The sequence below is a fragment of the Serratia sp. NFX21 genome (assembly GCF_048517035.1).
Lineage (GTDB): Bacteria > Pseudomonadota > Gammaproteobacteria > Enterobacterales > Enterobacteriaceae > Serratia > Serratia quinivorans.
On record NZ_CP183196.1, the window covers coordinates 3,295,222 to 3,313,210 of the forward strand.

A 17,989-nucleotide genomic window follows, 5' to 3' on the forward strand; every position below is an offset into this window, starting at 1 on the left:
CATCATAAAAAACGGGGCTATTTTAGCCCCGTTTTTTATTGCAGCTTATTGCCCATCCAGCCCACGAATCGGTTTAACCGATGACCAGGCCCGGCATGAAGGACAATGCCAATACAGCGAGTGCGCGGTAAACCCGCATTTATGGCAGCGATAACGCGGCTTGGTACGTATTTGTTCGCCGACCATATCACGCAGCAGCAACAGGCTTTCTTTCGCACGGCCATCTTCCGCATCTGCCAGGTGATAATCCATCAGGCGATAGAATACCCGCATCGTCGGGTGACGCTGGAGCTGGCGGTTGATATACACCTGCACCACGTCACGGCCTTCATTCTGCTCAATAATTTCCGCCAGCATCAGCTCAGCGGTGGCACCGGTATTTTCTTCAACACAGCGCTTGAGGAAGTCCGCCCAATCCTGTTGCTGCTCCAGATGCTGGTAACACTCATGCAGCATCGGCAAGGTTTCGCTCACCAGCTCTTTATCCTGGTTCAACACTCGCGTGAGCGATTCAACCGCCTTGGCGTATTCACCCTGCGCCATATAAATGCGCCCTACCATTATAGAAACTCGGGCGCACTGTTTATCTGCCGAGGCCGCTCTTTTCAGCAAGCCCATCGCCTTATCGAGATCGTCACTGCCCATCGCCTGCAAAGCCAGTTCGCAGTAGAAATGGGCGATCTCGATACGTTGTTTATCTTTACCCAACTTGACCAGTTTTTCCGCCACGTCGATGGCTTTTTGCCAATCGCTGGTTGCCTGGTGGATCACCAACAGTTGCTGCAACGCGGAAATGCGGAAATCTTCTTCGCCGATTAACTGGCCGAACATATCTTCGGCGCGATCGTACATGCCGGCGGCCATATAATCACGCCCCAGCTGTTGCACGGCCAAAAGGCGTTGTTCGAAGGTCAGGGAAGCGCTTTCCATCAGCGCCTGATGGATGCGGATTGCACGGTCTACTTCGCCACGCGAACGGAACAGGTTACCCAGCGTCAGGTGGGCCTCAACGGTGTTGCTGTCCTCTTTCAACATATCAAGGAACAGATCGACCGCTTTATCCTGCTGGTTGGAAAGCAGGAAGTTAACCCCGGCCACATACTCACGCGACAGACGGTTGGCTTCCTGTTGTTTGTCCTGTTGAGCACTTCTGCGCCCCATGTACCAGCCGTACGCGGCAGCCACGGGCAACAACAGAAACAGCAGCTCTAACATAGAAGGTTATTCCTTGCTGACAACGGACGGAGCTGCCGATTCAGCAGGTTGTTCAAGCTGCAGTTCCAGCCTTTTGATTTTGCGTTCGGCTCGCCCCAACGCAATGCGGGTACGCAGATAAAACAGGCCACAAATGACCCAGCCAAGAACAAAACCGGCGCCAAACAACGCCGCCAACAGGGTCGATACGCGGTAGTCGCCCTGCGCAACCAGATAGTTAAAACTCACAACCTGATCGTTATGCGCGCCCAACGTGACAGAAATCACGAAAATCACCAGAACCAACAAAAAAATCAGCAAATATTTCACATTCTTTCCCGCAATGCCGAGTTAATCGGATGAATTCTACCCTATAGCTTTCAAGTTGGCCGCTCTAGCGCGTCCATGCGCTCGCGGCATTTGTACATCCCTGTACAGCACAGCTAGGCGGCCAGCTCGCTCATCCCCAGGCGCTTACTCAAGTAAGTAACTGGGGTGAGCTAGTGCAGATAACAACGCTGCGACTTGAAAGATGACGGGTATATGCCAATACGTGGCTTCCCTAACCTTTAAGTTAGCATTTCCCATCGTGGCAGGGAAACCCTGCGGCACGATAAAACCACATATCTGCTGGCATATTCGACAGTAAACGACGCTCCCGAACAAATTAATGAGAAAGCTTCTCAAAATAATAGATTAATAAGGATGTGGGGGCATTAATAAGAATTACAATGACGGGAAATGTAAGCGGTTAATGCGGTGCCATGGCGACACCGCATTAAGTGACAGCGTCACCTGATTTTCTCTTCCGAGGTTCTTTCCGCAATTTCCTGCTGCTCTTGCGGCGGTGGCGTAAAAGGGCCAAACCAGCGTTGAGCCAACCAGCAAGCTATCGTCACCAACAGCCAGCTGATCAAGGTCGCCACTGCCAGATCCCGTGGCCAGTGCATGCCCAGCAGCAAACGGCTGCCCATGACACCTATTGCCCACACCATCAAGACCGCTACGGTCTTGTAGTGCCGTCGTGGCCACAACAACCCTACGCCCAGTAGCGCCCAACTGGCGGCAAACATCGTGTGGCCTGAAGGGAACGCAAAGCCGGTCTCAAACTGCCAGTGCTCACGTAGCCATACCGGTACCAGCGTTTGCTCCTGCAGTTGCTCTTTCACCAACGCGCCCCGCTCTTTGCGCTTGAGCGAGTAAAAGTGCTTTTCATCAATCTGGTGGGCCGACTCCAGCCACAACACAAATGGCCGAGGCTCCTGCACGCGATCCTTAATAAAGGACTTCACGCCCTGTCCGATCAGAATCGACGCGCTGAGCAACACCAACAACCCAATGGCCGGTTTGATACGAAAGCGCAGGCACCACAGAAACCAGGCGCCAAGAATAATACTGGTAAGGATACCCCAGGGCGAAGTGACAGTTTCAGTCAACCAGTACAGGCCTTTCAGCAGCCTGCCGTCGCCACCCGGTTGCCATTGCCAGCCGGAAATCCATACCGCCAGCGGCATCAGCAACAGCACTATTGCACCTGCTGCCGTACGTTTTGCAATCTCAAACATTCCCATCGTCCTTTGCATAAGCCAATTTGCAGTGTAACAATCTTGCAATATTGATAACACTCGAAAAATTAAACAGATAAACGGACTATCGCAATAATAGTTGGCTGAAAGCGTCGGATGCTGATTTGCTGAGCACCTCAGGGCAAGAAGTTATGGCAAAATAGCCGATAATTAACGAAATGCCGATCGTCGTTGTGCATTTAATACTGGTCAGCCAACTGACCCGGAAGTAGGATGCGCAACCATGATTGAATCGGAAGTATTTGTGGAGAGCAACATGCAGCTTAAACGGGTGGCAGAGGCCAAATTGCCAACACCTTGGGGCGATTTCCTGATGGTAGGATTCGAAGAACTGGCGACCGGGCACGATCATCTGGCACTGGTGTTCGGGGATATTTCTGGCGCAACACCGGTACTCTCACGTGTACATTCTGAGTGTCTGACCGGTGATGCCTTATTCAGCCTGCGCTGCGACTGTGGTTTTCAGCTGGAAGCCGCACTGGAGCATATCGCGGAAGAAGGTCGCGGTATTCTGCTCTACCATCGTCAGGAAGGTCGTAATATCGGTTTGCTGAACAAGATCCGCGCTTATGCCCTGCAGGACAAGGGCGCTGATACGGTAGAAGCCAACCACCAGTTGGGTTTTGCTGCGGATGAACGTGATTTCACCCTGTGTGCGGACATGTTCAAACTGCTGGGCGTGGATGCGGTGCGTTTACTGACCAACAACCCGAAAAAGGTCGAGATCCTGACCGAAGCCGGTATTAACATTACCGAGCGTGTGCCACTGATCGTCGGTCGCAACCCGAAGAACGAGCGTTACCTGGCCACCAAGGCCGCAAAAATGGGCCATTTACTGGACCAAGAGTAATTTCCCGCGGGAAAAATCAGGGCGCCATGAAAGGCGCCCTTTTTATTACAGCATTTTCCTGATCACGTAGTGCAGGATGCCGTCATTTTCATAGTAGGTCAGCTCATTGCCGGTATCGATACGGCAACGGGTATTGACCACTTCTTTGCGCCCATCGGCATAAGCGATCAGCACCGGCACCACTTGCCCTGGTTTGAGCGTTTGTAACCCGCTGACGCTGATCTGCTCATCACCACTCAGTCCCAGCGTTTTGCGCGTCACACCTGCCGGGAACTCCAGTGGCAGAATGCCCATACCAATCAGGTTGGAACGGTGAATACGCTCAAAGGACTCGGCAATCACCACGCGAACCCCCAACAGTCGTGGCCCCTTCGCAGCCCAGTCACGGCTGGAACCGGAACCGTATTCTTTACCGGCGATCACCGCCAGCGGTACCTGCTCCTGCTGATACTGCATCGCAGCATCGTAGATTGATAACTGATTCTGTGACGGGATATGGCGGGTATAACCCCCTTCAACCCCCGGTACCATTTCGTTACGGATGCGGATGTTGGCAAAGGTGCCACGCATCATGACTTCATGGTTACCACGGCGCGAGCCGTAAGAGTTGAAGTCCAGCGCCGCAACGCCGTGATCGCTCAGATAGCGGCCTGCCGGGCTGTCGCGTTTGATGTTCCCTGCCGGTGAGATATGGTCGGTGGTCACCGAGTCGGCCAGGATCGCCAGAATGCGGGCGTCCTTGATGTCCTGCACCGGATCCGGCTGCGCTTTCATGCTGCTGAAGAACGGCGGATGGCGAATATAGGTGGAGTCCGCCTGCCATGGATAGGTCGCCGAACCGGCAACCTGAATCGACTGCCAGTTGGCGTCACCGTCAAATACCGCACCGTATTCCTTATGGAACATCTCGGTACGCACTTCCTCGACTGCCAGGGCAATGTCCTGGCTGCTCGGCCAGATATCCTTCAGATAAACCGGCTGGCCGTCACGGCCTTCACCCAGCGGCTCGTTGGTCAGATCAATCTTCATACTACCGGCCAGTGCATAGGCAACCACCAAGGGTGGCGAGGCCAGCCAGTTGGTCTTCACCAGCGGATGAATACGGCCTTCGAAGTTACGGTTACCTGACAACACCGCACCAACGGTCAGATCGCCCTCTTTAATCGCCTGCTCAATAGGCTCAGGTAACGGCCCGGAGTTACCAATACAGGTAGTACAGCCGTAACCCACCAGGTTAAACCCAAGTTCTTCCAGGTAGGACGTCAACTTGGCGCTGTCGAAATAGTCGGTCACCACTTTGGATCCCGGCGCCAATGAGGTTTTCACCCAGGGTTTGGTTCGCAGCCCCTTTTTCACCGCATTCTTCGCCAGCAAGCCGGCGGCCATCATTACGCTGGGGTTGGAAGTGTTGGTACAGGAGGTAATGGCGGCGATCACCACCGCGCCGTTATGCAGATCGTGCTGCTGCCCATTAAGGGTGAAGGGCTTGAATTCGGATTTGCGTTGCTGGTTGCCGATCTCCAGCTCGGTAGCGGCATTGAAAGCCTTGGGCACCTCTGGCAGCGCTACGCGATCCTGCGGGCGCTTCGGCCCAGCCAGGCTGGCTACCACCGTCGACATATCCAGTGCCAGGGTACTGGTGAACACCGGTTCGTCGCCAGGATTGCGCCACATGCCCTGCACTTTGGCATAGGCTTCCACCAGCGCGATTTGCTCATCGCTGCGGCCACTCAGCTTCATATACCCCAGCGTCACTTCGTCCACCGGGAAGAAGCCACAGGTCGCGCCAAACTCCGGTGACATATTGGCAATGGTCGCTCGGTCAGCCAGCGGTAGATCCGCCAGGCCGTCACCGTAGAACTCAACAAACTTGCCCACCACGCCGTGTTTACGCAGCATCTGGGTGACGGTCAACACCAGGTCGGTAGCGGTAATACCCTCGCTGAGCTTACCGGTGAGTTTAAAGCCCACCACGTCCGGGATCAGCATCGATACCGGCTGGCCAAGCATCGCCGCTTCGGCTTCAATACCCCCCACACCCCAACCAAGAATGCCCAGACCGTTGATCATGGTGGTATGGGAGTCGGTGCCCACCAGCGTGTCCGGGTAGGCAATACGCTGACCGCTTTCGTCGGTGTGCCACACCGTTTGGCCAAGATATTCCAGGTTAACCTGGTGACAGATACCGGTACCCGGCGGCACTACGCGGAAGCGGTTGAAGGCTTTCTGCCCCCAACGCAGGAAGGTATAGCGCTCGTGGTTGCGTTCCATTTCGATACGCACGTTTTCTTCAAACGCTTCGTCATCGCCGAACTCATCAACGGTGACCGAGTGGTCAATCACCAGATCGACCGGTGACAACGGATTGACCTGGTCAACATTGCCGCCCAATCGCTGCACCGCTTCACGCATAGCGGCCAAATCCACCACCGCGGGCACGCCGGTAAAGTCCTGCATCAGTACGCGAGCCGGTCGGTAGGCAATCTCGCGGTCGGCATGACCGGTCTGTAACCAGCCGACGATAGCTTTAAGGTCGTCAACCTGCACGGTGTCGCCATCCACATGGCGTAGCAGGTTTTCCAACAGCACTTTCATTGATTTTGGCAACCGGTCGATATCACCCAGCTGTCTCGCGGCCAGTGGCAGACTGTAATAACGATACTCGTTATTCAGTGCAACCAGCTTATCCATACTCGTTTCACGAAGATCGGACGACATAGCTCCTCCATTTCTTATTATGCTTAAAACAGGGTAATCACTGAGGTCTTACTTAAAGATAACACAAAGATGATGTAACGTTTTGATAACAACACGTTTTGATCATAACGATAGGCAGAAGTAATCAAGAAGGGAGAAGTCGTTTTTTCCCAACGGCTTAGGCATGAGCTTCGCTGAGCACAGAATAGCAACAGGGCCATATTCCTGCGTCGATTGCTATCTGTTAAGGTTCCTTTCCAGCCGTTCGAAGAGCCACTTGCGACTTACCGCACGGCATCGGCCGTGATGCCAAAGTCATATTTTAAATCCAGGGAGAGAATAGTGGCATTTTTGGGATTCGTCAGTGAACGTGAGTGTCAGCGCTGGCAAAGCGCGCCGCCCTATATTCCCGCCTTCAGCTTTCATGAAAAACATCAGTCAGCCCCCATTAATGCCACACCTGAAGCCATTATTCAGGCGGTGCTTGCGCTGGATATGGCCGAGGACCCAATCATAAGCCGGTTACTGATGCTGCGTCAGTTACCCACGAAGCTGCGCCAATGGTTCACCAACACCAAAAACACTACGCCGGCCGCTGCATTTGGTTTCGACACTTTTACCCTGCTGCATCAGAACACTAATGAAATTTCTCTTGGATTGGCCGGTCGTTTCTGGCGCCCAACCATGGGGGTGGCAAATCTGGCCAATGCAGAAGAGTTTGCCCATTACAACGATCCCGCTGCGGCTAAGCTGGTGTTGCGCTTCAACGTCACACAGGACAATGCCGGATGGGCAATACTGAGTACGGAAACCTTCGTCTGGTGCCCTACGCCCCAGGTAAAAGCGCGTTTTGCCTGCTATTGGGGAGCCATTCGCCCGGCCAGCGGTTGGATAAGGCGCCGCACCCTGCTTGCCGTGCAGCAGAAACTGGCAATGAGAAACAGCTGACGAATGGATGCCGGTACTGGCAGCGTTCTGTGGGAGTACAAAGGGGGTATCAGAGGTGAACAAACCTGAAAAGATAAAACAGGGAGGGGTGGGTTCCCCTCCTGCTATCAGCCATTAACCTGACGGCTTACTTTTCCGGCAGTTTGATGTCTTTAAACATCGCTTCAATCTCTTCGTTGGAACGCAGCGCAACTGCGCTATCGACCACGTCACGCGTCAGATGTGGAGCGAAGCGTTGAATGAAATCGTACATATAACTGCGCAGGAAGGTGCTGCGGCGGAAACCGATTTTGGTGGTGCTGTAAGTGAAGATATCACGCGCATCCACCGTCACCAGGTCGGGATCCTGAACCGGATCCACAGCCATGCTGGCAATCACCCCTACACCAAGCCCCAGTCGCACGTAAGTTTTAATCACGTCGGCGTCAGTCGCGGTGAATACGATGCGTGGCGTCAGACCGGCGCGGTTAAAAGCGGTATCCAACTCGGAACGGCCAGTGAAACCGAAGGTATAGGTAACAATCGGGTAAGCCGCCAACTCTTCGATGGTGATGTGGCTTTTACCGGCTAATGGATGATCGGGTTTTACTACCACCGCGCGATTCCAGTGGTAGCACGGCAGCATGATTAAATCGTCGTAGAGGTGCAACGCTTCAGTGGCAATGGCAAAGTCTGCGGTGCCTTTGGATACGGCTTCGGCGATTTGCGTCGGCGACCCCTGATGCATATGCAGCGAAACACGCGGATAACGCTCAATGAAGCCTTTAATGACGTTAGGCAGCGCGTAACGTGCCTGGGTGTGAGTGGTGGCCACATACAGTGAACCTTTGTCCGGGTAGGTATGCTCGCCGGCGACGGCTTTGATGGCATCTACCTTGGACAGGACTTCACGGGCGATCCGGATAATTTCAAGGCCTGCCGGAGTCACCTGAGTCAGGTGCTTACCGCTACGGGCGAAAATCTGGATGCCCAGTTCATCTTCCAGCATCCGCACCTGCTTGCTGATACCGGGTTGTGAAGTGTAAAGCCCTTCTGCCGTCGAGGAGACATTCAGGTTGTGGTTAACCACTTCCACGATGTAACGAAGCTGCTGCAATTTCATATCTTATACCATCCTAGGTTAAACACTGCGTTGAGCCGCAGCCAGGTATATCGGTGTCGCCCCGGTATGCTGAAAAGTAACAAGCCATAAACACCGTGTTTCACCCAGACGCTGAAGAAACCGCCGTTGTTAATAAGCTTTAATCATAAAAAAACTTTTTATATAACCACTATATCACGCTACAGCTTCAAGTATAGATCCACGTCACACTGTGGTAACGATTATTTTGCATTGCGATCAAGGTGAAACCCAGGCCCAGGAGGAAAAAAACAGCCAAGGATAGATCCGTTAGCCCTCTTTGGCCAATAAAAAAACCAGCCACATGGGCTGGTTTTTAATGTTGCATTCAGGCTGCAAATTTATTTTTTGCCTTCAACCCATTTGCCATCGATGTAGAAAGCAGACCAACCAGTGGCTTTGCCGTCTTTCTCTGCCGAGACATACTGCTGCTTGGTCTTGCGGCTGAAACGCACCAGCGTTTTGTTGCCTTCCGCATCGGCCACCGGCGCATCCGCCAGATAACGCAGTTTTTCAGGCAGACGGTCCTTGAACCGGGCCAACTCTTCCACCAACGGCGCACGGGTTTCGCGCGATTTAGGGAAGGTATTGGCCGCCAGGAACACACCGGCAGCGCCGTCACGCAGAACAAAGTAAGCGTCCGACTTTTCGCATGGCAGCTCCGGCAATGGAACCGGATCTTCCTTCGGCGGTGCAACATCACCATTACGCAGGATCTTACGGGTATTTTTGCAGCTCTCGTTGGTGCAACCCATGTACTTACCGAAGCGCCCCATTTTCAGGTGCATTTCAGAACCACACTTATCGCACTCAACCACAGGGCCGTCGTACCCTTTCAGGCGGAACTCACCCTCTTCGATCTCATAGCCGTCACACGCCGGGTTGTTACCGCACACGTGCAGCTTGCGCTGGTTATCGATCAGGTAGCTGTCCATCGCCGTGCCGCATTTCTGGCAGCGACGGCGGGCACGCAACGCGTTGGTTTCCGCGTCATCCCCTTCGAGAATGTTGAGCACTTCTGTTTCCGGCACCAGGTTAATGGTGGTTTTACAACGTTCCTTCGGCGGCAATGCATAGCCGGAGCAACCCAGGAAAACGCCGGTGCTGGCAGTACGGATACCCATCTTGCGACCGCAGGTTGGGCAATCGATACTGGTCATCACCATCTGATTCGGGCGCATACCGCCTTCTTCCGGCTCTTTCTCCGCCGTTTCCAGCTGTTCGCTGAACTCGGCAAAGAACTCATCCAGCACCGCTTTCCACTCGGCCTGGTTGTTGGCTACCTGGTCAAGACCGTTTTCCATGCGTGCGGTGAAGTCATAGTTCATCAGCTCGCGGAAGTTTTCTTCCAGACGGTCGGTAACGATCTCACCCATTTTCTCAGCGTAGAAACGGCGGCTTTCGACTCGCACATAACCACGATCCTGAATGGTGGAAATGATCGAAGCGTAGGTTGAAGGACGGCCGATACCCCGTTTTTCCAACTCTTTTACCAATGACGCTTCGCTATAACGCGCCGGCGGTTTGGTAAAGTGCTGGCTTGGGATCAGTTTCTGCAGTTCCAGATCGCTGCCTACTTCAACATACGGCAAGGTGCGGTCTTCATCACCCTTACGCAGAGCAGGCATCACTTTGGTCCAGCCATCGAAACGCAGCGTACGGCCTTTGGCGCGCAGCTGGTAATCAGCGGCCTTCACCGACAGCGTGGTGGAGTCGTACTGCGCCGGTGTCATCTGACAGGCGACAAACTGGCGCCAAATCAGCTGATACAGTTTTTGCGCATCCGCTTCCATATCTTTCAACTGCTCGGCCAGCACGTTGACATCCGACGGACGGATGGCTTCGTGTGCTTCCTGCGAGTTTTCTTTGCTGCTGTACTGGTTCGGCGCTTTCGGCAGGTACTTGTCGCCGAAATTGTCACCGATGTAGCCCCGCACCATCTCGAGCGCATCCTGGCTCAGGTTGGTGGAGTCGGTACGCATATAGGTGATGTGACCGGCTTCATACAGGCGCTGAGCCATCATCATGGTTTTCTTCACGCCAAAGCTCAGACGGGTACTGGCCGCCTGCTGCAACGTAGAAGTAATATAAGGTGCACCCGGCTTGCTGCTGGTCGGCTTGTCTTCGCGATCCAGTACCGTATAACGGGCTTTTTCCAGCACGTTGAGTGCGGCGTGAGTCTGCTCACGGTTAACCGGTTTGAAGGGTTTGTCGTGGGCATGGGTCACTTCCATCTGCAGCGCGGTATCACCCTTCGCCAACAGATCGGCGTGCAACTCCCAGTATTCTTCCGGCACGAAGGCTTTGATGTCGCGCTCACGCTCCACCACCAGTCGAACCGCAACGGATTGCACTCGCCCAGCGGACAGGCCACGGGCAATTTTTTTCCATAGCAGTGGCGAGACCATGTAACCCACCACGCGGTCCATAAAGCGACGCGCCTGCTGTGCGTTGACACGGTCGATATTCAGTTCGCCGGGCTGTTTGAACGCGTTTTGGATCGCGTTCTTGGTAATTTCGTTAAACACCACGCGGCTAAAGCGTTTGTCGTCACCACCGATAACTTCCCGCAGGTGCCAGGCAATGGCTTCCCCTTCGCGGTCAAGGTCGGTTGCGAGATAAATGTGGTCGGCGTTTTCCGCTAACGACTTTAACTCGGCAACAACTTTTTCTTTACCCGGCAGGATTTCGTAATGCGCTTTCCAGCCATGGTAAGGATCGACGCCCATACGATTTACCAGCGCCGTCGTTGGATCTTTTTTAACTTTCTTCTTGGCTTTGTCTTCGGTTGAGTCAGCGCTCTTTTTGCTGGCTGAGCCACTGGTCGGCAAATCACGGATATGACCGACGCTGGACTTCACCACGTAGTCATTACCTAAATATTTATTAATAGTTTTGGCTTTTGCCGGGGACTCAACTATTACGAGAGCTTTACCCATATTTACCTTTACCTAATTTTATTTCTTCTAAAAAGAAGTCTTTTATCTCGCCTTGCCGCAGCGATTCGTATCTCTTTTTTATATTGCGGCAGTCTGGCAAGAGATCAACATGTTTTTTTCTATTGGCTGCTTAACTGCTCAACCTGAACGCAAGTTGTTGATCCTGGCCGCTATTCACCCATGCCCCAGAGGTATGGCTGTGTGAAACTCATTTATGGCGTAAACAAAACCTTCCACCCGACGCCGCAAAATCCCACACTGTACCTGATAAAAAGCGTCACGCAACCTAATTAGCACGGAAAGGCAGATTTCGCCAATCGGCAGATAGTGCTGGCCATCCAGACGGCAAATAAACCTTAGTCTGTTTGCGGATAAATGCGAACTGGCGTTAGAATATGTGCAGAATTTTTCATTGGAGTGTAATAAATGCGCGCTGAAACCTCACCTATTGCCCGTGAAGCCCTGCTGGAAGAAGCAAATAATCTAATTCGTCAGCATGATGATTATCTGCAAGGTATGGTTGCCACCGATGTTGAACAAAAAGGCAGCGTTTTAGTTTTCCGCGGCGAATTCTTTTTGGATCCGGACGGATTGCCAACAATAAAAACTACCGCAGTATTTAATATGTTTAAACACTTGGCCCACGTGTTTTCTGATAAATATCATTTAGTCGACTAAGCATTAAAAAGGGGCCCTGGCCCCTTTGATGTTTAATTCTGCGGTTTAAAGCAGTGGCTTTTCACCACGCTGCCACCAGCGTAACAGCAGACGATCGACACTTTCAGCCGCACTGCCGGTAAAACGGTCCATCATGCGTTTGCGACGTGCATAGCGCACCCCGACCACCTCGTGATTCTCCATTTCAGCGATCAGTAAATCGTCACTGGTGCCAATAGCGTCAATCAGCCCTTTCTCTTTCGCCTGAGTGCCGAACCAGTGTTCACCGGTCGCCACGCTGTCGATATCCAGCGATGGACGTTGCTGATGCACAAACTGCTTAAACAGCTCATGGGTGTCGTTCAGATCTTCACGGAATTTCTCACGCCCCTGCTCGGTATTTTCACCAAACAGCGTCAGCGTGCGTTTGAACTCGCCGGCGGTGTGCAGCTCTACATCAATATCATTCTTTTTCAGCAGGCGGTGGAAGTTGGGGATTTGCGCCACGACGCCGATTGAACCGATGATGGCAAAGGGAGCCGCAACAATGCGATCCGCCACGCAGGCCATCATATAGCCCCCACTGGCCGCCACCTTGTCTACCGCTACCGTCAGGCGAATACCGCCGGTGCGCAAACGTGCCAGTTGCGATGACGCCAGGCCGTAACCGTGTACCACCCCACCCGGGCTTTCCAACCGCAGCAACACTTCGTCTTGCGGCGTCGCCACCGCCAGCACCGCCGAGATTTCTTCACGCAGTGAGGTCACCTCATGGGCATCCATGCTGCCTTTGAAATCCAGCACGTACAGGCAAGGCTTGGTGGCTTCAACCGCACCGGCTTTAGCGCGTTGTTTCTTCAGTTTATCATCGGCCTTGGTCTGTTTTTTAAACTGCTTGTTCCAGGCCTTTTGTTCCGCATCACCCATGCGCGCCAGGCGCATATCACGCTGCATGTCGCGATATTGTTCACCGAGGTCAGTCAGCTGCAGTTCCCCTTTCTGGCGGTTCTTACGTTGCCCCAGGCTGACCGCCAGCAACGCCAGCGCGGCGATGGCAATCACTACCGTCGCGACTTTGGCCAAAAACAGGCCGTAAACAGATATAAACTCCACAGATTCCGCCTTTATTAACAGGTTGTTAGTACTATCTCATTCATTCTAGCCAACCGACGCAGTGGCTGTCGCGGCTAAATAAAAATTCCTTGTGCTACCTCTTTACTATGTGGGCGCATTTTGGCTTAACCAAGCCGCTGCTGTTCCGTTTTTGTTACAAAAGAATGCCGATTCTGCTGCCTAATCATTGAAAATACGATCCATTTAAGGCATATAACACGGATTATTCATCAACATGATGATCCAAATTCGCTGCGGGGCCTTGCATGCGGTCGAGCCTTAGCTCCTGTCATGGCCTCTCAACCCACCCCTCTCCCCGATGCAAGCGGGAGACCAGCCGCCAAGGCGCGAGGAATTATTGTGCATTACCAACCTAAACAAGATTTGCTGGAAAAACGTATTATTTTGGTCACCGGCGCCGGTGATGGTATCGGTCGCGAAGCGGCACTCACTTACGCAAAATTTGGTGCGCAACTGGTGCTGTTAGGCCGTACCGAAAGCAAACTGCAGGCGGTGCAAGCCGAAATCGCCAGGCTCAGCAGTGCGCCAACCTACATCATCACCCTGGATCTGCTGCATACCACTCAGGAACAATGCCAACAGGTGGCCGAAGAATTGGCTACTCATGTCCCGCGCCTCGACGGCGTGCTGCATAATGCCGGGCTACTGGGCGATATCGCCCCGATGGCCGAGCTGTCGATGGAGATGTGGAACGAGGTGATGCAGGTGAATGTCAACGCGACCTTTATGCTCACCCAGGCGCTGTTGCCGCTGCTATTGAAATCCAATGCCGGATCGCTGGTCTTTACCAGCTCCAGCGTCGGCCGTAGCGGGCGGGCTAACTGGGGTGCCTATGCGGTGTCCAAGTTTGCCACCGAAGGCATGATGCAGGTGTTGGCCGATGAATATAAAAGTCGCAATCTTCGGGTAAATTGCATCAATCCTGGTGGAACGCGCACTCAAATGCGCGCAACGGCTTTTCCGCATGAAGACAAAAGCAAGCTGAAAACTCCGGCTGATATTATGCCGCTTTACCTCTATCTGATGGGTGACGACAGCCGCCGTAAAACCGGCATGAGCTTCGACGCACAGCCAAACCGTAAACCCGGCGCCGCCGAATAAAAGGGGCTTTACCATGGCTGAAGATCGTCACCAACAACGTCAGCAACGCCTGAAAGAACAGGTCGATGCCCGTATCGCTGCGGCTCAGGACGCACGGGGTTTGCTGCTGGTATTCACCGGTAACGGCAAGGGCAAGACCACCGCGGCGTTTGGCACCGTTACCCGCGCCGTCGGCCACGGCATGAAAGCCGCCGTTATTCAGTTCATTAAGGGTGAATGGCCGAACGGGGAAAAAAATCTGTTGCAGCAACATGGCGTTGAATTTCAGGTGATGGCTACCGGTTTTACCTGGGAAACCCAGGATAAAGCCAGCGATACCGCAGCCTGTCAGGCCGTATGGCAACACGGCAAGCGCATGCTGGCCGACAGCAGCCTGGATCTGGTGCTGTTGGACGAACTGACCTATATGGTCAGCTACGGCTATCTTGAGCTGGAGGAACTGCTGGAGGCGTTACGACAGCGCCCTGCGCACCAAACGGTGATTATCACCGGGCGGGGATGCCATCGCGATCTGTTGGAACTGGCGGATACGGTCACGGAGATGCGGCCGGTGAAACACGCGTTTGACGCAGGTATCAAGGCGCAACAGGGAATTGACTGGTAACAGAAAGAAAACGCCGCAGCCCTAAGAGGGTTGCGGCGTGATGATTAGCTGCGCTTGCTAGGTTTGTTGCCAGGCTTACTGCCAGGCTTGCTGCCCGCAGTGCTGCGGCGACCGCTGCCGGCAACCTGTGTATGGCGCTTGACGGCACGGCGGATCTGATTGGCTTTCACGCGGCGACGTTCGCGCTCAATCGGCATCTTGCTAACGGTTTCCGGCTTCAATTCAACCAGTTCACGCAGATAGTTAATCGCCGGCAAATCCAGTTCAGTCCAACCGCCACGCGGCAGGCCTTTCGGCAGATCGATATCGCCGTAGCGTACGCGGATCAGGCGACTAACCTGAACGCCAACCGCTTCCCAAAGACGACGAACCTCGCGGTTACGCCCTTCGGTCAGGGTTACGTTGTACCACTGGTTGATGCCTTCGCCACCCTGGAAGCTGATGGTGCGGAAAGCGGCCGGGCCGTCTTCCAGCTGAACGCCCTTGCTCAGTTGCTTGATTTTTTCGTCATCAATCTGACCAAATACACGCACCGCATATTCACGTTCAACTTCACGGCTCGGGTGCATCAGGCGGTTCGCCAATTCACCGTCGGTGGTGAACAGCAGCAAACCTGAGGTATTGACGTCCAAGCGCCCTACCGCCACCCAGCGTGAGCCACGCAGCTTAGGCAGGCGATCAAACACCGTCGGGCGGCCTTCAGGATCGCTACGGGTGCAGAGTTCACCTTCTGGCTTGTAATACGCCAGCACACGGCAAACTTCTTCCTCGGATTCTTTAATTGAGACAACGTGGCCATCCAAACGGATTTTCATTGAAGCGGTGACTTCAACGCGATCACCCAATTTGGCGATTTTACCGTCGACGCTGACGCGGCCGGCTTCAATAATGGTTTCGATTTCACGACGCGAGCCATGGCCGGCGCGCGCTAAAACTTTCTGTAACTTCTCGCTCATTGAGCAACCTCTAGTGTCGCCTTCACAGGCGTCGGGGGGATGACTGCCGCGGCGTCAGGCGCCGCAGCAGTAACAATACGTTTACATAGATCGAACCGCGCATTATACAGGCTTTCAATGGGGTTGAAACCCACTTTATTGCCCGGCTGATTAATTACCGAGGAAATTGACGACCTCCCGATACACCGCATCCGGCCGTTCCAGAATACCGAGATGAGTACGGGCCTGTTCCAGTCGTACAACCGAGAAAAACGGATGCTCAGCGGCAAATGTCTGTTGTTGCCGCAGGTAATCGGCGTCACGATCAAGAGAGTAAATATGCCGACAAGCCGGGGGTGAGCTTAATTCACGCAGTCGGTTAAGCGGCGAATGGTATTGCCGATAGGCTTGTTCAATCGCCACGCCGGCCGCCTGCCAGACACGAAAATCTTCCCGTGCCATTTCAACGGTCAAATGATGTTTAACCTGCGGTTGCTCAATGCCACCTTGCCAGAAGTTAAACAAAGCATCGCGCGCCTCCAACCATTTTTCTGGCCATTGCATTTGTTGTACCGAATCGAAAAATTCCGCTTCGGGCGGTGTCATTATCCAATCGAGAAACACCATCCCTTGCGTCTGCTGTGGCAGGCTTTCGGCCAGCGCCACCGCAATCCAACTGGCGTGCGCGACAGACAGGGTCACAAATCGCTCCACCTGCAGTGCCAGTAACAGTTGCCGCAGATCCGCCAGCAAATCGTCGGCGCCCAGCGACAGCCCGGCATCGCGGGCTGACAGGCCGTGGCCGCGCCAGTCGAGGCTAATCACCCGGTAGTGTTGTTCTGCCAAAGCGGTGAAAGGGGCAAAAACGGTTTTCGGCTCACACCAACCGGGCAGTAATACCAGCGTCAGCGGACCTGAGCCGGAATCTTGATAATCGAGGGAAAGAGTACCATGGCGAAACGCTGTCATTTTATCTCCTGAACGTCATATTCCCCCATCGGTTAGGGGTGTTGTGCGTTAGCGGTAAAATGACAGCGTTTATCGATTTCATCGATTGGAAATGGTGCTAAATAATCGGCTTCGCACCTAATGAAAAAATACGCACTAAACGAACAGTTTTAATGCCGTTCGCAAGGGTAAGCGGCGGTTAATGCCAGCATAATCACCGAAGGTGCTGAGTAGTGCAGTTGTTCCGGGTGTTCATTTAAATACTGCATGACTGCATCTGATGCCATGCCAACGCTCATACCGGCATCCGGGCAAATATTGCGGTTGCCTTGCATCGAAAAGGTATCGAATACCCCAGCCACATAGCCCATAAACAACCCGCCATCGAGCGCTTCGGCAACGGTGGCTGCCCCGTCTTTATTTTTCACATAACCGCTGGTCTCAGACAGCAAGGCGCTGCCAGAATAAAAACCCGCGCTGGCCGCAGAGGAAAACAATATGGCCGCTAAAAGAGAAACACACTTAATCATCGCTACGCATCCTGCCTGATTATCAATTTTTGATGATTGTAGAATAGCGGCTTTAACGATAAATGACGTCGTTTCAGCCACTTTTCAGAAAATGAGCAAAAATTCCGGCAATAACTTAGCGGAAAGGCGCTGGGTCGCCCGCGCCCTCGCGCACCACTTCCGGCGCGGATTCGGTCAGATCGATGACGGTGGTTGGCTGCTGGCCCAGGAAACCGCCGTGGATCACCAGATCCACCTGTTTACCCAGATGATCGCTGATCTCTTCCGGATCGGATTCGGCAAAATCATTGCCCGGCAGCATCAACGTAGTCGACATCATCGGCTCGTTTAAGACTTCCAGCAACGCCAACGCAATCGGGTTCGACGGCACGCGCAAACCTATGGTTTTACGTTTGTCATTCATCAAACGACGCGGCACTTCCTTGGTCGCTTTCAGAATGAAAGTGTAGTTGCCGGGTGTGTTGTTCTTGATCAGTCGGAACGCGGTATTGTCGACATAAGCGTAAGTCGACAGCTCGGACAGGTCGCGACACATCAGCGTAAAGTTATGATTGCCGTCCAATTGACGGATGCGGCAGATACGTTCCATTGCCGACTTCTCTTCCAGCTTGCAACCCAGCGCGTAACCGGAATCGGTGGGATAGACGATCACCCCGCCCTTACGCAGCACATCCACCGCCTGGTTGATCAGTCGCGGTTGCGGATTGTCTGGATGAATATAAAAAAGCTGACTCATGACTTGCTCC

At 53.6% G+C, this 17,989-nt stretch carries 16 protein-coding genes; 5 read left to right on the forward strand and 11 right to left on the reverse strand.

Annotated features, from left to right (window positions below; all coding sequences use genetic code 11):
• Nucleotides 1-45: 45 nt before the first annotated feature.
• The 3 genes from lapB to pgpB all read right to left on the reverse strand — a co-directional run bounded on the left by lapB (nt 46) and on the right by pgpB (nt 2,759).
• On the reverse strand, nt 46-1,215 hold the full coding sequence (lapB, locus tag ACNT1W_RS15505; RefSeq protein ID WP_012145377.1) for a lipopolysaccharide assembly protein LapB: 1,170 nt from the start codon (nt 1,213-1,215) through the stop codon (nt 46-48).
• A 6-nt stretch (nt 1,216-1,221) separates the two neighbouring features.
• Nucleotides 1,222-1,524, reverse strand: a complete 303-nt coding sequence (locus ACNT1W_RS15510) for a LapA family protein (RefSeq protein ID WP_017893019.1) — start codon at nt 1,522-1,524, stop codon at nt 1,222-1,224.
• A gap of 461 nt (nt 1,525-1,985) precedes the next feature.
• Nucleotides 1,986-2,759, reverse strand: a complete 774-nt coding sequence (pgpB, locus tag ACNT1W_RS15515; RefSeq protein ID WP_419245820.1) for a phosphatidylglycerophosphatase B — start codon at nt 2,757-2,759, stop codon at nt 1,986-1,988.
• Between the two features lie 277 nt (nt 2,760-3,036).
• Between pgpB and ribA the strand changes: the two genes are divergently transcribed.
• Nucleotides 3,037-3,630 (forward strand): GTP cyclohydrolase II, encoded by a 594-nt coding sequence (gene ribA / locus ACNT1W_RS15520; protein WP_012145380.1) that lies wholly within the window; start codon nt 3,037-3,039, stop codon nt 3,628-3,630.
• Between the two features lie 45 nt (nt 3,631-3,675).
• Here ribA and acnA read toward each other — a convergent pair whose 3' ends face one another.
• The gene (acnA, locus tag ACNT1W_RS15525) at nt 3,676-6,348 is read right to left on the reverse strand and encodes an aconitate hydratase AcnA (RefSeq protein ID WP_012145381.1); all 2,673 of its coding nucleotides are present in this window, start codon (nt 6,346-6,348) and stop codon (nt 3,676-3,678) included.
• Between the two features lie 321 nt (nt 6,349-6,669).
• Here acnA and ACNT1W_RS15530 point away from each other — a divergent pair, with 321 nt between their 5' ends.
• Complete coding sequence (locus tag ACNT1W_RS15530; RefSeq protein WP_411227112.1) at nt 6,670-7,275, forward strand: hypothetical protein; 606 nt, start codon at nt 6,670-6,672, stop codon at nt 7,273-7,275.
• A 127-nt stretch (nt 7,276-7,402) separates the two neighbouring features.
• On the opposite strand, the gene cysB is transcribed toward ACNT1W_RS15530, so the two are convergent.
• Both cysB and topA read right to left on the reverse strand, forming a co-directional pair.
• Nucleotides 7,403-8,377, reverse strand: coding sequence for an HTH-type transcriptional regulator CysB (gene cysB, locus ACNT1W_RS15535; protein ID WP_012145383.1), 975 nt, complete (start codon nt 8,375-8,377; stop codon nt 7,403-7,405).
• A 359-nt stretch (nt 8,378-8,736) separates the two neighbouring features.
• Complete coding sequence (gene topA, locus ACNT1W_RS15540) at nt 8,737-11,334, reverse strand: type I DNA topoisomerase (RefSeq protein ID WP_012145384.1); 2,598 nt, start codon at nt 11,332-11,334, stop codon at nt 8,737-8,739.
• A 426-nt stretch (nt 11,335-11,760) separates the two neighbouring features.
• Between topA and ACNT1W_RS15545 the strand changes: the two genes are divergently transcribed.
• Complete coding sequence (locus tag ACNT1W_RS15545; protein ID WP_012145385.1) at nt 11,761-12,012, forward strand: YciN family protein; 252 nt, start codon at nt 11,761-11,763, stop codon at nt 12,010-12,012.
• 45 nt (nt 12,013-12,057) lie between these two features.
• Here the strand turns inward: ACNT1W_RS15545 and sohB are convergent, their stop codons facing one another.
• On the reverse strand, nt 12,058-13,104 hold the full coding sequence (gene sohB, locus ACNT1W_RS15550; RefSeq protein WP_012145386.1) for a protease SohB: 1,047 nt from the start codon (nt 13,102-13,104) through the stop codon (nt 12,058-12,060).
• A gap of 360 nt (nt 13,105-13,464) precedes the next feature.
• Between sohB and ACNT1W_RS15555 the strand changes: the two genes are divergently transcribed.
• Nucleotides 13,465-14,226: a YciK family oxidoreductase gene (locus ACNT1W_RS15555; protein ID WP_115184547.1), complete on the forward strand. Its 762-nt coding sequence runs from the start codon at nt 13,465-13,467 to the stop codon at nt 14,224-14,226.
• A 13-nt stretch (nt 14,227-14,239) separates the two neighbouring features.
• The gene (gene cobO, locus ACNT1W_RS15560; protein ID WP_012145388.1) at nt 14,240-14,830 is read left to right on the forward strand and encodes a cob(I)yrinic acid a,c-diamide adenosyltransferase; all 591 of its coding nucleotides are present in this window, start codon (nt 14,240-14,242) and stop codon (nt 14,828-14,830) included.
• 44 nt (nt 14,831-14,874) lie between these two features.
• Here cobO and rluB read toward each other — a convergent pair whose 3' ends face one another.
• The 4 genes from rluB to ACNT1W_RS15580 form a co-directional block, all read right to left on the reverse strand.
• Nucleotides 14,875-15,786 carry a 23S rRNA pseudouridine(2605) synthase RluB gene (gene rluB, locus ACNT1W_RS15565; RefSeq protein ID WP_017893026.1) on the reverse strand — a complete coding sequence of 304 codons (912 nt, stop codon included), beginning with the start codon at nt 15,784-15,786 and terminating at the stop codon, nt 14,875-14,877.
• A gap of 150 nt (nt 15,787-15,936) precedes the next feature.
• Nucleotides 15,937-16,734 (reverse strand): alpha/beta fold hydrolase, encoded by a 798-nt coding sequence (locus tag ACNT1W_RS15570; protein ID WP_419245821.1) that lies wholly within the window; start codon nt 16,732-16,734, stop codon nt 15,937-15,939.
• A gap of 149 nt (nt 16,735-16,883) precedes the next feature.
• The gene (locus ACNT1W_RS15575) at nt 16,884-17,243 is read right to left on the reverse strand and encodes a Rap1a/Tai family immunity protein (RefSeq protein WP_012145391.1); all 360 of its coding nucleotides are present in this window, start codon (nt 17,241-17,243) and stop codon (nt 16,884-16,886) included.
• Nucleotides 17,244-17,358: 115 nt separating this feature from the next.
• Nucleotides 17,359-17,979, reverse strand: coding sequence for an L-threonylcarbamoyladenylate synthase (locus ACNT1W_RS15580; RefSeq protein WP_012145392.1), 621 nt, complete (start codon nt 17,977-17,979; stop codon nt 17,359-17,361).
• Nucleotides 17,980-17,989: the final 10 nt, after the last annotated feature.